This window comes from Novosphingobium sp. BL-S-32, from assembly GCF_056857055.1.
Genome location: NZ_CM166477.1, coordinates 485,811 through 502,145 on the forward strand (window position 1 = coordinate 485,811; position 16,335 = coordinate 502,145).

Sequence of the window (16,335 nt, forward strand, 5' to 3'; positions counted from 1 at the left end):
AAATGACTGGTCTAAACGAAGTCGCGTTCACGCTCGACGAAGCCGATGCACTGGCGCGCAAGGTTCTGGTGGCCTGCGGGCTGGCGCCCGACCATGCCGCCGCGGTGGCCCAGACCATGGTCTCGGGCGAGCGTGACGGCTGCACCTCGCACGGGCTTTACCGCCTGCTCGTCGCCGCCAATTCGGTGGCGCGCGGCGTGGTGGTGCCCGATGCCGTGCCGGAAGTGACCGAGCCTGCCAAGGCGCTGGTCAAGGTCGACGGCAAGGGCGGCTTCGCCCAGCTTCCCTTCGAGCGCGGGATGCCGCTGCTGGTGGAGAAGGCCAAGGCTTACGGCATTGCCGCCATGGCGCTGAACAACGTGGTCCACTTTGCCGCGCTCTGGCCTGAGGTGGAGGCGCTGGCCGAGCAGGGCCTCGTTGCACTCGCTTTCACGCCCAGCCACGCCTGGGTTGCGCCGGAGGGTGGCACCAAGCCGGTGTTCGGCACCAACCCGATCGCCTTCGGCTGGCCGCGTCCGGACCGTGCACCTTTCGTGTTCGACTTCGCCACCAGCGCGGTCGCACGCGGAGAGATCGAACTGCATCGCCGCGCGGGCAAGGCGATCCCGCCGGACTGGGGCTATGACGCCGATGGCCGTCCCTCCACCGATGCCAAGGCCGTGCTCGACGGCGCGATGCGCACGTTCGGCGCGCACAAGGGATCGGCGCTGGCGGCCATGGTCGAACTGCTGGCCGGGCCGCTGATCGGCGACATGACCAGCGCGGAATCGCTGGCGGCAGACGAAGGACGCGGCGGCTCGCCCATCGGCGGCGAACTGATCGTCGTCATCGATCCGGCGGGCTTCCTGGGCGACAGCGTGGACGAATACCTGAAGCGCGCCGAGACGATGTTCGAAACCATCGAAGGGCAGGGTGCTCGCCTTCCCGGCGCGCGCCGCCTGCTCGCCCGCGCACGTTCGCAAGTGGAAGGCGTGCGCATCCCCGCGCAGCTCCACGCCGACATTCTCGAAATTCTCGAAAGGGGAAATTGACGTGAAGAATGCACTTGGCCGTGCGCTGCTGCTGGCAGGCGCGGCGCTTGCCGTGGGCATCGCCCACGCCGCAGTGGCCGCCCCCGCCGCTCAGACTGCCAAAGTCCAGACCGCCGACGAGGCGTTTGAGGCGATCTACACGTCCGAATATGCATGGCGCGTGGCACAGTCGGGCCCCAGCGAGGATGGCCCGAAGAGCCAGACCCTGATGCTGCCCGATGTCGGCGCCAAGGCGCAGGCCGAGCGTCTGGCCCGCTGGACCCAGGTAGAAAAGCAGCTCGCCGCCATCGATCAGGCTAAGCTTTCGCCGGAAAACCGCATCAACTTCGCAGTCTACAAGGGCCAGATCGACGCGCTCGTTGCCGAGCAGCGTTACCGCGATTACGAAAAGCCGTTCAACGCCGATACCAGCTTCTGGGGCGATCTGGCTGGCTGGGCACGGGAGCCGCTGCGCGACCAGAAGGGCGCCGAGAACTACCTCGAAATGCTGCGCGAGATCCCGCATTTCTACGATCAGCAGATCGACAATATGCGCGCGGGCCTGAAGCGCGGTTTCTCGGCTCCGCAAGTCACCCTGATCGGGCGCGACAAGAGCATCGAACTGGTCGTCGAGGCCAAGACGCCTGAGGACTCGCCGTTTTACGAGCCGTTCAAGAAGCTGCCCTCGACGATCCCGGCCGCCGAACAGGAAAAGCTGCGCGCGGCAGCGCGCGCAGCGATCACCGGCAGCGTCGTGCCCGCGCATGCCAAGCTGCTGACGTTCATGCGCAGCGAGTACGAAAAGCAGGCCCGCAAGTCGCTCGCCGCCTATGCGCTGCCCGACGGCAAGGCCTACTACCAGTCGAAGATTTCCGAGTTCGTCACGCTCGACAAGTCGCCGGAGGAGATCCACCAGATCGGCCTCAGCGAAATGGCGCGCATTCGCTCGCAGATGAACGAGGTGATGCAGCAGGTCGGCTTCAAGGGCGACCTGAAGGCGTTCCTGCACTTTCTGCGCACCGATCCGCAGTTCTATCCCAAGACGCCGAACGAGCTGCTTTATCGCGCCGCGTGGATCGCCAAGACCTTCGACGGCAAGGCCTCGCAGTTCTTCGGCCACCTGCCGCGCAGCCGCTTCGCCATCAAGCCGGTGCCGGATGACATCGCGCCGTTCTACACCGGCGGTCGCGGCGGCCCGGGCATCTACCTCGTCAACACCTACGACCTGCCGAGCCGCCCGTTCTACTCGCAGATCGCGCTGACCCTGCACGAAAGCGCGCCGGGCCACGCGATGCAGATGCCGCTGGCAATGGAGAACAAGGACCTGCCGGCCTTCCGCCGTGACACCTATCTCTCCGCCTATGGCGAGGGCTGGGCGCTCTATTGCGAGGCGCTGGGCGAGGACATGGGCATGTACGAAACGCCCTATGACCGCTTCGGCATGCTCAGCTATCAGGCCTGGCGCGCCTCGCGCCTTGTCGTCGATACGGGCATCCATGCCAAGGGCTGGACCCGCGAACAGGCGCAGCAGTACCTGCGCGACAACACCGCGCTTTCCGATCACGAGATCGAGACCGAGGTGGACCGCTACATCTCCTGGCCGGGTCAGGCGCTGTCCTACTACATGGGCCAGCTGGCCTTCATGGACGCGCGCAAGAAGGCGGAAACCGCACTGGGGCCGAAGTTCAACATCCGGGCTTTCCACGATGCGGTTCTTCAGCTTGGCGGCGTGCCGCTGCCGGTGATCGACCAGCGCGTCGACCAGCTGATCAAGGACGGTGGCAAGGGCCCCTATCCCGATGAGGAATAGCCTCGCACTGATGCTGGCGGCGTGCGCGTTTGCGCCCGCCGCCCCGACACCCGTTTTCGCGCAGCAGACGCCAGTCGCCCGCGAACTGACCATTCCGGGCAATCCGATCCTCGCCGACGGGGATTACTACTCCACCGATCCCGCGCCGTTCGTGGCGGACGGCCAGCTCTGGATCCTCACCGGGCGTGACGAGGCGGCGAGCGACGTCAACGACTTCATTATGCCCGAATGGCAATTGCTGAAGACCGCCGATCCGGCCTCTCACAAGTGGACGCATTATCCGGCGATCCTGAAGCCGGAAAACGTCTTCGCATGGGCCGAACCCGCGCGTGCCTATGCCGGGCAGATCATTCAGGGCCCCGAGGATCCGAATGGGGTCAAGCGCTACTACCTTTACGCCCCGGTGCTGGAGAAGAACAGCGAGGCCAAGGACCGCTTCGCCATCGGCGTGGCCGTGGCGGACAGCCCGCTCGGCCCATGGCGCGATGCGCATCCCACAGGCCCGATCATCTCGCAGAAGGTGCCGGTCGCCAACGATATCCAGAATATCGATCCGACCATGATGATCGACGACGATGGCCGGGTCTTCATCTACTGGGGCACATTCGGCCAGCTTCGCGGCATGGAGCTGGATCGCGACATGATCACGCCGAAGGGGTCTGAGCTGGAGATGAAGGGCCTCACTGGCTTCTTCGAGGCGCCGTGGATCATGAAGCGCAAGGGCACGTATTACATGCTCTACGCCGGCAACAAGGCCGGCCCGACGTCAGACTGCACGCCCGCCGTCTACCACGCCTGCATCGCCTACGGCACCGCGCCCTCGCCGATGGGGCCGTGGACTTATCGCGGCGTGGTGCTGAAGCCGGTATCCTCCACCACCTCGCACTCCGGCGCGGTGGAGTTCAAGGGGCAGTGGTACCTCGCCTACCACACGGCGGACGCCAAGGGCGGCGGCCACTTCCGCCGCAGCGTCGCGCTCGACAAGATGGAGTGGGACGACAGCGTCTCGCCCGCGCGGATCCTGCCGGTCACCCCGACCCTGCGCCCGCAGCCTCCGCTGGCCGCCACGCGCAACATCGCCCGTTCGGCGTGGGCGACCGCTTCCAACAAGCCGGTGCCGGTGCAGTTCTGGATCAAGTCGCTGAACGACGGGATCGTCAAGGAAGCCCCGCTGCCGCCCGACATGTGGGGCAGCTGGTCACCGAACAACCCGCCCAGTCAGTGGATCGAATACCGCTGGGATGTGCCGGTCACCGTAAACGGATCGCGCATCCGCTTCTGGAACGACCAGCCCGCCGGTTCGGGCGTCGGCGTCGCGCCTCCGGCCAAGTGGCATCTCGAATACTGGGAAAAGGGCTGGAAACCCGTCCCGCGTCCCAGCGCCTACGGCACCGCAACCGACGCTTTCCAGAACGTCTCATTCCGCCCGATCACCACCCGCTGCCTGCGCGCGGTGATGGAGGCATCCACGGACGGCAAGACGCATGCCGCGCTTGCCGTGCAGGAATGGGAAGTGCTGGCGCGCCAATCAGCAGCCCCGAGGGTGCGCGATTCGGACAAGGCTCCCCCGCCCCCCTGCGGGTAGGGAGCCGAATCGAATTTAATTCTCCGACTAATTGAAAGGGGAGTGCGGTCCGTCTGCACTCCCCTTTCTCGTTATAAATGCAAGATTCGATGCATTTTTGTCACGGAACGCCCGTTTTGTTGCCGGTCCGTGACAACTCCGTTGACTCCGACAAATAAAGTAGGAGGTATACGATATATTCGGGTGCGATCCGGGGCCGAGGGCCGAACAAACAAGGGGAAGTTCGCATGATGTCACGTAGAGTTTCGCGGCGAGGTTTGGCGCTTTCGTCGGCCATGACGGCGGTTATGGTCATGGCGCTGACAGCCGCGCCGGGCGCCGCCCGCGCCGAGGAAAACGCCGCTGGCGACACCGCCCAGCCGGGCGCGACGATCATGGTCACCGGCGTCAGGGGCAGCGTCGAAAAGGCCGCCCAGAAGAAGCGCAAGGCGAAGCAGATCGTCGACTCTGTGGTGGCCGAGGACGTCGGCAAATTGCCGGACAATAACGTCCCCGAAGCGATTGCCCGCGTCACCGGCGTCCAGATCGACCGCGTCCATGGCGAGGGCTCGTCGATCTCGATCCGCGGCATGACCGACATCTCGACGACCATCAACGGCTTCGAGGCTACCAGCGGCGTCGGTCGCTCGATGAGCCTGTCGGACGTTCCGGCCGAACTGCTCAAGGCCGTCGACGTCTACAAGACCCGCACGCCCGATCAGGTGGAAGGCGGCATCGCCGGCACCGTGAACGTCGAGCTGCGCCGCCCGCTCGACCTCAACAAGGGCCTGACTCTGGCGGGCAGCTTCCGCGAGGTGTTCTCCAGCATCGGCAACACCAAAAGCCCCTATGGCAGCCTCCTGGTCGGCGACAGGTTCGACACCGGGATCGGCGAGATGGGCTTCCTGATCAACGCGTCCTACACGCGCAACAACTACAACGAGACGTTCCTTGAAAGCGAGACGCCGGGCACTTTCTTCGGCACCGATCTGAACTCGCTTCCCGCCGATCAGCAGCAGACGACGATCACGCCCTATGCGGTGAATTACGGCACGGAAAACGGCCGGATCTCGCGCCCTGCGCTCAACGCCGTGTGGCAATGGCAGGCCAGCGACCAGCTCGATTTCGTGGTTGAGGGCAATTACTTCGGCAGCCGTGAGCTGCGTTCACGCGATCGCCTGCATCTCGTGCTGCGCAATGGCAACTACAACCTGTCGAACATCTCGTATGCGGATAACGGCAATACCGATTTCCAGACCATCGACGGCGTGACGGTGGCGCCCGCCTCCGGCATCATCGCCGGTGGGCCGGAATCCTATTACGAGCGCCAGACCTCGAACAACTACGGCGGCAACTTCGAGACCCACTGGCACAACGATCACACCAAGATCAATTTCAGCGCCCAGTACAATGAGTCGAAGCGCGTCTACTATGGTGTCCTGAGCACCTACCGCTTCTCGACGATCGACAGCGCGACGGTGAACTTCAATGAAGATGTCGGCGCCGGCCGTGGTCCCTTCGTCTCGTTCAACGGCGTCGATATGTCCAACCCCGGCGAGTATTATCTCGACAATCTGCATGACGAACGCGGCGTCGAGCGCAGCCGCAATTTCGCATCGCAAGTCGATTTGACGCAGGATCTTTCCGATACCGGCCTGCTGCGCTCGTTCCAGATGGGCGCGCGCTTCACCGATCGGAAGATCAGCTTCCGTTACGGTTATCGCGACAGCTTCCCGCGCAATAACGGAGCGACCATTGCGCTCGACGACGTCGGCTATCCCTATGAGACATCGACGACCGATGTTTCGGGCTTCGACGCGCCGACCTGGTATCATCTCGACGGCAAGTATCTCATGAACAACATGGATAGCGTCCGTCAGTGGTTGCAGGGCGTGAGCACGACCGGTCAGGACTGGTCAACTGAGAATCCGAGCCTCAACCTCGGCAGCGGCTATGCCTCGCGCGAGAAGACTTTCGCGGTCTACGGGCAGTTCAATTATGCCTTCGACGCAGGCGTGCCGGTGGAGGGCGTGTTCGGCGCCCGCGTGGTCAACACGTGGGGAACATCGGACAGCGCCTCCTACAATATCGACAAGCAGAATAACCAGGTCATCACCGACGCTGCCGGCAAGGGCAATTTCCTCGATGTCCTGCCAAGCTTCAATGCGATTGCCCACTTCACCTCGAAGCTGCAATTGCGCCTGGCCTGGACGAAGAATGTCCAGCGGGTTGGTTTCGATGCGCTCAGCCCGTTCCGGATCGTGAACTTCCAGAACAATACGGTCACGTCCGGCAATCCGGATCTCAAGGCGTATAGCGAAAACAGCTTCGACGCTTCGCTCGAATATTACTTCGGACGCGCAGGGTCGGTGTCGTTCGCGTCATACCTCAAGAAGCCAAAGGGCTATATCTACTATTCTGTCGCGGACGAGTACGTTCCGGAATTCGGCGGGATCGGCCAGGTCTGGACGAACCGCAATGCAGGCGGCGGCACGTTCCAAGGCTTCGAGATCGCCGGCCAGACATTCTTCGACTTCCTGCCCGGCTTCTGGAAGAACTTCGGTGTTCAGGGCAACCTGACCTGGCTGCGCAAGGGCAACATCAATTACCCCGACGGTTCGGACAACAATGCCATCGGCATGTCGAAGTTGACCTACAATGCGGCGCTCTACTACGACACGCCGGAGTTCAGCGGCCGTGTCGCCTGGAACTATCGCTCGCGCTATCGCACGTCGGTGATGTCGGACTTCCCCGACTACTCGCCCTACATGGACGCGACGTCGCGTCTGGACGCCGCGCTCAACTTCACGCCGTGGGAGCATATCACGTTCAGCGTAGAGGCGACGAACCTGCTGAAGAACAATGCCCAGATGTGGTGGGGCAAGGATCGCCTGCTTCCCTATGGCGTGCGCCTGCAGGCGCGCACCATTCAGGCGGGCGTGCGCTTCCGCTTCTGAACCGGCGTTCCGGAACGGTTGGAAGGGGGCGTGGGCATTGATGTCCGCGCCCCCTTTTTTTGGGCAGAGGCAGTTTTCGGAGCGTGCAATTGCCCATTTTCGCCGGGATTTGTTTGACTTGCGGTGCATGCAGTGGTGCAAAGAATGCAATTGCACACTCATTTGTAATATCGTATACGATATCTGCATTAACAAGAAGCGCAGGAACGAGATAGTTATGGCAATTGCTTGGAAGGGTGTGTTCCCGGCCGTCACCACGCAGATCCGCGAGGATCTGTCGCTTGATCTCGCTGACACGCAGCGCGTCGTCGACGATCTGATCAACGACGGCGTGACCGGCGTGATCGCGCTTGGCACCGTGGGCGAGAACAACTCGCTCGAATACGACGAGAAGGTCCAGGTTCTCACCGCGATCGTCGAAGCCGTGAAGGGCCGCGTTCCGGTTGTCACCGGCGTTTCGGAATTCGATACCCGCCGCGCGGTGCGCTATGCACAGGCCGCTGAAAAGGCCGGCGCCGATGGCCTCATGCTGCTGCCGCCGATGGTCTATGTGCCCAAGGCCAAGGAACTCGTCGCGCACTTCAAGGGCGTGGCCGACCAGACCGGTCTGCCGATCATGCTCTACAACAACCCGCCGGCCTACCGCACGGTGATCGACAAGGACGTGCTGACCGCGCTGACCGATGTGAAGAATATCGTCGCCGTCAAGGAATCCGCGCCGGATACCCGCCGCTTCACCGATTTCCGCAACACGTTCGGCGATCGCTACACGCTGTTCGCGGGCCTCGACGATGTGGCTCTGGAAGGTCTCTACCTCGGCGCGCAGGGCTGGGTTTCGGGCCTCACCAACGCGTTCCCGAAGGAATCGGTCGAGCTGGTCAAGGCGTTCGAGCGCGGCGACCATGCCAAGGCGATGGAAATCTACCGCTGGTTCATGCCGCTCCTCCACCTCGATGCCGAGCATGACCTTGTCCAGTCGATCAAGCTGGCTGAGCAGGTCATGGGTCGCGGTTCGGAGCGCGTTCTGCCTCCGCGCTACGTCCTTGAGGGCGAGCGCCGCGCGGAAGTGATCGCGATGGTCGAGAAGGCCGCCGCCACCCGTCCCGACCTGACGGTCGCGGCAGCAGCATAAGGGAGCGTCGATGCGGCACACTTTCTTCTGCATCGACGGCCACACAGCCGGTAACCCCGTTCGCCTTGTGGCGGGCGGGGCTCCGCTGTTGAAGGGCGCCTCGATGTCCGAGCGCCGGCAGGACTTCCTGTCGCGGTTCGACTGGATCCGCACGGGGCTCTGCTTCGAGCCGCGCGGGCATGACATGATGTCAGGCGGCTTCCTCTATCCGCCTTGCGATCCGGCGAACGACATCGGCATCCTGTTCATCGAGACCAGCGGCTGCCTGCCCATGTGCGGCCACGGCACCATCGGCATGGTCACGTTCGGGCTTGAGCACGGGCTGATCCAGCCGGCGACGCCGGGCAAGCTGCGTGTTGAGGTTCCGGCGGGCGTGATCGAGATCGCCTACGAGACCAATGGCTCCAAGGTCACTTCGGTACGCATCACCAATGTCCCCGCCTATGTCGCCGAGCGCGGCATCGAGGTGGACGTGGAAGGCATCGGTCCGCTCTCGATCGACGTGTCCTATGGCGGCAACTACTACGCCATCGTCGAGCCGCAGGGGAACTACACCGGCCTCGACGATCTGGGTGCCTCGCGCATCATCGAGCTTTCGGGCCGGATCCGCGAAGCCGTGCGCGCGAAGTACGAGCCGGTCCACCCGCTCGATTCCACGATCCGCGGCGTCAGCCACATCCTCTGGGCCGACAAGCCCAAGCACGAGGGCGCCGATGGCCGCAACGCCGTGTTCTATGGCGACAAGGCGATCGACCGTAGCCCTTGCGGCACCGGCACCTCGGCACGCATCGCGCACCTGCACGCGACCGGCCGCCTGAAGGTGGGCGAGCGCTTTGTGCACGAGAGCTACATCTGCAGCCGGTTCATCGGCCGCGTCGAACAGGAAGTCACGCTGGGCGACAAGCCGGCGATCATTCCCTCGATCGAAGGTTCGGCCATCGCCACCGGTTTCAACACCATTTGGATCGACCGCGAAGACTCGTTCTGGGCCGGTTTCCAGGTAACCTGATTAGAGTACCCACCCGATCGGCGGGTCTGCATTCCCTCGCCGCCGATCTCTCTTTGGCCCTCGCCGTAATCCGGCGGGGGCTTTTTTGTGCGGCCGCAATAGCTGCCTTCGGCACTTCGGAGCATGCGAAAAGGCCGGGTAAGTCAGGGACTTCGCGTCAATGGCATGTAACAGAAATCGGTAATGTTTGTGCGCAGAGCCGTAACACTCTTGCGTTGCGGTATTGCGGGGTTTATTGGCCGCCACAGCATCAAGAGTCGGACCGACGTTCGACACCAACCTGCTCCCGAGCAAGGTGGTGCCTCCAGAAAGGAGGGATGTGGCCGGACCGGCAATAAACGGGACCTTCAGCCGCAGTTACGTCGATCCGATGCTTGTCTATCGAAGCATGAAGGAATCGATCAATGACAGACCAACCTCAGCAGTTCGCGAGCGACAATTACGCCGGCATCTGTCCTGAGGCGCTTGCCGCGATGCTGGCCGCGAACGAGGGGTCGGCCGTTGCCTATGGCGACGACGAGTGGACCTTGCGCGCCGCCAACACGTTCCGCAGCCTGTTCGAGGCCGACGGCGAGGTGTTCTTTGTCTTCAACGGGACGGCGGCGAACTCGCTGGCGCTGGCCTCGCTCTGCCAGTCCTACCACAGCGTGATCTGCTCTTCCTCCGCCCACGTCGAGACGGACGAGTGCGGCGCGCCGGAATTCTTCTCCAACGGTTCGAAACTGCTGGTCGCGCCCTCGGCCGACGGCAAGCTGACCCCGGCCGCGATCCGCGCGCTGGCGGCAAGCCGCTCCGACATCCATTTCCCCAAGCCACGCGTGGTGACGATCACCCAGCCGACCGAGACCGGGCAGGTCTATTCCATCGACGAGATCAAGGCGATCTCGGCGGTCTGCCGTGAGCTTGGCCTCAAGCTGCACATGGACGGCGCGCGCTTCGCCCATGCCTGCGCGGCGCTCGGCTGCACCCCTGCCGCGATCACGTGGGAGGCGGGCGTGGACGTGCTCTGCTTCGGCGGCACCAAGAACGGCATGGCCGTGGGCGAGGCGATCATCTACTTCGATCGCGCTCTGGCGGCGGACTTCGAATATCGCTGCAAGCAATCCGGCCAGCTCGCGTCGAAAATGCGCTTCCTCTCAGCGCCGTGGATCGGTTTGATCGAGACCGGCGCCTGGCTGCGCAATGCCGAGCACGGCAATGCCTGCGCGCGGCGGCTTGCCGAACTGGTCGGCGATTTGCCCGGGCTTTCCTTCAAGTTCCCGGTGCAGGCCAATTCGGTGTTCCTGGAGGCTCCGGCCGAAGTGCTGGAGCGTCTGCGCGGGCGCGGATGGCGGTTCTATACTTTCATCGGGGGCAGCGCCCGTTTCATGTTCGCGTGGGACACCGATCTCGCCCGCGTCGAGGAACTGAGCCGCGATTTGCGCGAGATTACGGCTGAAGTCGCTGGCGAGCACATTCCCGCAGCCTGACCCAAACGCAAAAGGCCCGCCCGGTCTTGCGACCGGACGGGCCTTGGATTTCACAGCGGCTCCGAGTGGGGACGGGGAGCCGCTGTGCGGGATCAGAAGTTGGCGGTGAAGCCCACGAAGATCGTGCGGCCCAGCGCGTCGTAGACGCCCGGATAGGTATTGCCGTTGCCGAAGGCCGACAGGATGCCCGCAGCGATAGCCGGCGGATTCTTGTCGAACATGTTGTTCACGCCTGCGCGCAGGGTGAACTGCTTGTCGATGGCCTGCGAGACCGAGAGATCGAAGTAGTTGTAGGCATCGATCTTGCGGTTCACCACGCTGGGCGTGCCGGCCAGGAACGGATTGTCCGACAGGCTCGAAAGCTTGGTGCCGCCGATATAGCGCCACGACAGCGAGACGGTGGTATCGCTCGGCGCCATCCAGGTCATGCGCGCAACATGGCGCCATTCCGGGTTGGGCTGGCCGCAAGTATAGCCGAACAGGCCCTTGCAGTCATAGGAACCGAGGCCCGAGATCGGCTCGGACTTCTGCGAGGCCAGCCAGGTGCCCAGCATGTTGACATTCACCTGACCGGCATTGCCGATGTTGAACGTGTAGTCCGCGTTCACGTCGATGCCCGAGGTCTTCAGGTAGCCGGTGTTCAGCATGGTCGAGACGACATAGCCCGCGTTCGTGCCGAACAGCGCGCCCGAGCGCGGATCGCGGTGGAACAGGCCGCAGAAGTACGGATCGCCCGTGGTCGCGCACTGGCTGATGCTCAGCGAAGGCGCGATCGAGGAGATGTAGTCCTTCACCTTGATCGTGTAGTAATCGACCGAGAGCGAGAAGCGGCGCAGCGCCTTGGGCGTCAGCACGAAGCCCAGCGTGTAGGTGTCGGCCGTCTCCGGCTTCAGGTCGATATTGCCGCCGCCAAGTGCGGAGCAGGTGTCGGCCGGGCAGGTGGGGATCTTGCCGTACTGCGCGGCGGTTACGCCGGTGAGCTCGCAGGCTTCCAGCGACGCGGAGGGGCTGGCGCCCGAGCAAGGATCCTGTGCCGCCACGTTGCCCACCGACTGCGAGGCGAACAGTTCGCCCACGTTAGGCGCGCGGATGGCGTGGTTGTAGCTGGCGCGAATGCGGATATCGTCGATCGGCTGCCAGCTCAGCTCGCCCTTGTAGGTCCAGACGTTGTAGCCCGACTTGATGCCGGTCGAGTCCTGCTTGTTGTCGTAGGACGAATAGCGCAAGCCGCCGTTGACGGTCAGCGAGCGGAAAAACGGCTTGTCCTCGATCAGCGGCACTTCGACTTCGCCGTAGCCTTCGACAACGCTGATCACGCCGTCCGAATTGGTGGCGCCGCCCTGCTGGGCGATCTCGTCCGCGAAGTAGTTCAGCGATTCGCGGCGCTGCTCGGCACCGAACGCGACGCCGACGCCGTGGCTGGCCCAAGGCAGGGTCACGCCCATTTCGCCAAGGTCGCCGCTGATGTTGCCCGAGAACACCCGCAGCGAATTGCGCGAGGAGGTGTGGCTCGGCGTGAACAGGTATGCGCCCTGTTCGGCGGTGACGCCGCCGGCCTGGAACACATTGGCCGGGATGCAGCTCGGATCGCTTCCGTCGATGACCGACTGGCAGGTCGGCACGCCGTTCACGTCCACGACGTTGAGCGCGCGGGCGGCCTTCACGGCGTCAACGTTGTTGAGGTAGGTCTCCTTGTAGCGGACCAGCGAGTAATTGTAGTTCACGTCATAGCTGAAACCGCTGCCAAGGTCGCCCTTGACGCCGGCGCTGTAGCGGTAGTCGTTGTAGTTCAGATCGTCGCGTCGCGGTGCGATCGACATGCGGTAGCCGACCAGCGAGTCCGCCGTCGTCGCGGTTCCGGCCTTGGCGCCGCAGATCGCCTGAAGCTGGCTGGCACTTGCCAGCGGGTTGTCGCACGAGATCGCGAAAGCCTGCCCCAGGAAGATCGCGGAAGGCGCCACCTGCGAGAAGGTGTGATCGCGCATGAACATGAAGCTGCCGTAGACTTGCGCCGCCGGGCTGATGTCGAAGTGCGCGAAGCCGCCCGCGTTGATGCGCTCGTCCGAACGCTGGATGTAGCTGTCGGGCGCGTAGTTGTAGGCGTAGCTGTTGTCGTACGGCACCAGGGTCTGCGTGCCGTTGCGATTGTTGATCAGCGTCTGGCCCTGATAGGGGCTGGCATCGTCCAGCGGCACGAACGAGCCGTAGGGCGTGTTGCTCGAACCACCGCAATAGAGACCGGCGCCGTCATCGTTCAGCGCGCAGGACGAATAGTCGCGGCTGGACTGCTTGACCGGATCGACATGGCGATAGCCGGCGAAGACCGTGATATTGCCGCGACCGTCGGCAAAGTTCTTGCCCGCCGAGATCGTGATGTCCTGCTTGCCGCCGTCGGCCACCGACCGGGGCGCGGTGTCGTAGCCCTGCGAGCGGACGAGGCTGCGGATCGAGCTGTCGTCGTTAGTGTGCTGCGCGAAGCCGGTCTGGGCGTCGATGCGGACACCGTCCAGATCCTTCTTCATCACGAAGTTGACGACGCCCGAAAGCGCGTCCGAACCGTAGACCGCCGAGGCGCCGCCGGACATCACGTCCACGCGCTCGATCAGGCTGCTGGGAATGAAATTGGTGTTGATCGCCTGCGAGGGCATCAGGCGCTGGCCGTCGATCAGCACCAGCACGCGGTTCGAGCCGAGGTTGCGCAAGTTGATCTTGGCGGTGCCGTCAGAACCGTTCGACACGTTTTCGTTGGCGTCGGCGGTGAACTGCGGCAGGCGGTTCAGCACCTGATCCACGGTGGTCGCGCCCTGGAACTTGAATTCGTCGGAACCGACGACCGTCTGCGGGCTGTTGCTGGCGAGATCCGCGCGCTTGATGCGCGTGCCGGTGACGACGATGTCGGCGGCCGGCGTGGCGTCCGAAGCGCCGTCCTGAGCGAACGCGGCCTGGCCGAAGGCCGTGCCTGCAATGATCGCGGACATGGCGGCCGCGCAATAAAGTGTTCTGTTACGACCCCTCATGGGTTTCACTCCCTTGTTCAATGTCGGGAGGTTGCGACACATTTCGGCGCATGTCAAATATAGTATACGAAATAAGTTATCTGTCGTAAAAATGCCGCAATGACGCCTTGTTTGCGGTACGGGCGGCGGACGGGTTTCGGGCAAGATGGCACGCCGCTCCGCTCGCCGGGAGGCGACGGGGGCGAATCGCCGGGGCGGAAGGGGCTTCCTTCAGACGGGCGTGACGCGGACCGGAATGCCCGAAAAGCGCGGCATGTAGTTCACCGAGGCGAGCCCATCGACAAGCGAGGTCAGCTCGCCGGTATTGGCGCCGCCATCCGCCAGTGGGTCGCCGGTACCGACCAGCGGGCCGAACATGTGCGACATCGAGACGACCCCGCGCCGCAGCCGGTCCTCGCCGCGCGCGAGCGAGCGGATCGTGCCGTAGGGCGAGGCGATCTCGACAAGCGTGTCCTCTGCAAGGCCCAGCGCGGCCATGTCGAGCGGGTTCATCCATGCCGGATTGACCGGATAGCGCTTGCGCGCCCCTCGCGATTCCCGGAACGCGCCATTGAGCGTGTGCAGCGTGCGGCGGCAGACGAGCTGGAGCGGATAGCTCTCGTCGGCACGCTCGTCTGCATAGGCGCGGAATTCGGCGGCGACGTCATCGGGCATGAGTTGGAGTTTGCCGCCAGCGTTCGGGGCGGGCTGCACGAAGGAGGCCGGGGTATTTGGCCGCAGCCCCTCGGGATGGGCCACAAGCTGGTCGAATTCCACCGTGCTCTCTCCGCACAGGAAGCGGCAGAGGGCTTCGGGATCGGGCTTTTCGGTCACGCTCAGTGGCAGGCCGCGCGCGATATCCTCGAAACGCTGGCCGTAGCTCCAGTACTTGAAGGTGAGCGGCAGGTTCATCCGGGCGGAAAGGGCCCAGAAGAACTCCCAGTCGTGCACGCAGCCCTCGGGTTTTGCGGCGATGGGCGGCGCATATTGCGCGAAAGGCTCGGGGTACAGCGCATCGGCGGCGATAGTCAGGTCGTGCCGCTCGAAAGGCTGGCTGGCGGCCACGACATAGTGCGCGCGCTTGCCGGTCTCGTTCATCCGGGAATCGAGCGAGACCAGCAGGTCGAGCTGCGCGAAAGCGGCGCTGGCGACCGCCGGATCGCCCACCGCCTTCAGCGGATCGCCGCCGAAGACGATCAGAGCGCGGATCCGGTCGGGCGAATCCGCCGTGATCTCGCCCGGAAGCAGGGCGCTGGGAAATTCGCCCAGAAGCTGTCCGGTCGGCGCGCTGACGCACTGCGGCGCCTGCTCGAAACCGCGCGTAGGCGGGACGGCCATTTCGTAGAAGGCGCGCGGACGAAGCGTGCCAGGATTGCGCACCCGGTCGCCCGCGCGGCGATAGCCGCCGCACAGCACATTCACCAGTTCGATCATGTGATCGGCAAGGTTGGAATGGGCGGAGAACGAGGGACCGGTGCCGCTGCCGACACCCACGTTCCGTGCCTCGCCCAGCCAGCGCGCGGCCTGTTCGATCTGCTCGGCCGGAACATCGGCGCGGGCGGCGGCCCACTCGGGCGTCGCGGCCGCCACTATTGCGCGGACCTCGCCAAGCCCGGCGCACCAGCGCTCCACGAACGCGGCATCGTACCCGCCGTCGCGCAAAAGGACATGGGCGATGGCCGCGAAGATGGCGGCATCGTGGCCCGGCAGCGGCTGAATCAGCAGGTCGGCATAGCGGGCGGTCTCGGTCCTGCGCGGATCGACGAGAATCAGCTTCATGCCGCGCGCCCGCGCCGCCTCCAGCGCCCGGCCGGGCGCACCGCTTTCGACCAGCGCGAACGGCGCGCCCTGATGGGTGACCAGCGGATTGCCGCCCGCCAGCAGCGCCACGTCGAGGTCGCGCAACGAATTACGGCCGCTCGCGAACGTGCCCATCCGCGCCATCGTCACCCACTTGGCGGACTGGTCGATGGTCATTGTCGAGAAGAAGTTGGGCGTGCCGAGCGCGGCGACCCACGCCCGCTCCATCAGCGCGCCCAAGGTGCTCCGATAGGCGCCGGTGCCGTGATAGACCGCGACCGAGCGCGGCCCGTGTTCTGCCACCAGCGCGGCCAGCTTTGCGCCGATGGCATCGAGTGCCGCTTCCGCCGCGATCGGCTCGAATGCGCCGCCCGCCCCGCGCGCGAGGCAATGCAGCAGGCGGTTCTCCGCCCCGTTGTGAAACTCGACCGAAGCGAGGCCCTTAGGGCAGAGATAGGCGCCATAGGGCGAGACTGCACCATCGGGCCGCGCGCGGATCAGGCGGCCTTGCTCGATCTCGATCTCCATCGAGCAGGCGGCGCTGCAATTGCGGCAGAAGGTCCGGGCGGTCTCCATCGTTCCGCGATG

At 64.4% G+C, this 16,335-nt stretch carries 9 protein-coding genes and 1 riboswitch; of the genes, 7 read left to right on the forward strand and 2 right to left on the reverse strand.

Annotation, left to right across the window (positions count from 1 at the left end):
• The first annotated feature begins 2 nt into the window (after positions 1-2).
• The 7 genes from AC1VVK_RS18940 (at position 3) to AC1VVK_RS18970 (ending at position 10,951) form a co-directional block, all read left to right on the forward strand.
• Positions 3-1,031 carry an Ldh family oxidoreductase gene (locus AC1VVK_RS18940; protein WP_482906326.1) on the forward strand — a complete coding sequence of 343 codons (1,029 nt, stop codon included), beginning with the start codon at positions 3-5 and terminating at the stop codon, positions 1,029-1,031.
• A gap of 1 nt (position 1,032) precedes the next feature.
• A complete protein-coding gene (locus AC1VVK_RS18945; RefSeq protein WP_482906327.1) occupies positions 1,033-2,820 on the forward strand; it encodes a DUF885 domain-containing protein in 1,788 nt (595 codons plus the stop codon).
• Entirely contained in the window at positions 2,810-4,405 is a 1,596-nt protein-coding gene (locus AC1VVK_RS18950) for a family 43 glycosylhydrolase (RefSeq protein ID WP_482906328.1), read from the forward strand. The genes AC1VVK_RS18945 and AC1VVK_RS18950 overlap by 11 nt, the downstream gene beginning before the upstream one ends.
• A gap of 227 nt (positions 4,406-4,632) precedes the next feature.
• Positions 4,633-7,341, forward strand: a complete 2,709-nt coding sequence (locus AC1VVK_RS18955; RefSeq protein ID WP_482906329.1) for a TonB-dependent receptor — start codon at positions 4,633-4,635, stop codon at positions 7,339-7,341.
• Between the two features lie 217 nt (positions 7,342-7,558).
• Positions 7,559-8,473 (forward strand): dihydrodipicolinate synthase family protein, encoded by a 915-nt coding sequence (locus tag AC1VVK_RS18960; protein WP_482906330.1) that lies wholly within the window; start codon positions 7,559-7,561, stop codon positions 8,471-8,473.
• Positions 8,474-8,483: 10 nt separating this feature from the next.
• Complete coding sequence (locus AC1VVK_RS18965) at positions 8,484-9,482, forward strand: 4-hydroxyproline epimerase (RefSeq protein ID WP_482906331.1); 999 nt, start codon at positions 8,484-8,486, stop codon at positions 9,480-9,482.
• A 242-nt stretch (positions 9,483-9,724) separates the two neighbouring features.
• A riboswitch (SAM-I-IV-variant riboswitch) is annotated at positions 9,725-9,831 on the forward strand.
• Positions 9,832-9,886: 55 nt separating this feature from the next.
• Complete coding sequence (locus AC1VVK_RS18970; protein WP_482906332.1) at positions 9,887-10,951, forward strand: threonine aldolase family protein; 1,065 nt, start codon at positions 9,887-9,889, stop codon at positions 10,949-10,951.
• A 92-nt stretch (positions 10,952-11,043) separates the two neighbouring features.
• On the opposite strand, the gene AC1VVK_RS18975 is transcribed toward AC1VVK_RS18970, so the two are convergent.
• Positions 11,044-13,929: a TonB-dependent receptor domain-containing protein gene (locus AC1VVK_RS18975; protein ID WP_482906333.1), complete on the reverse strand. Its 2,886-nt coding sequence runs from the start codon at positions 13,927-13,929 to the stop codon at positions 11,044-11,046.
• Between the two features lie 249 nt (positions 13,930-14,178).
• Positions 14,179-16,323, reverse strand: coding sequence for a molybdopterin-containing oxidoreductase family protein (locus AC1VVK_RS18980; RefSeq protein ID WP_482906334.1), 2,145 nt, complete (start codon positions 16,321-16,323; stop codon positions 14,179-14,181).
• Between the last annotated feature and the right edge of the window lie 12 nt (positions 16,324-16,335).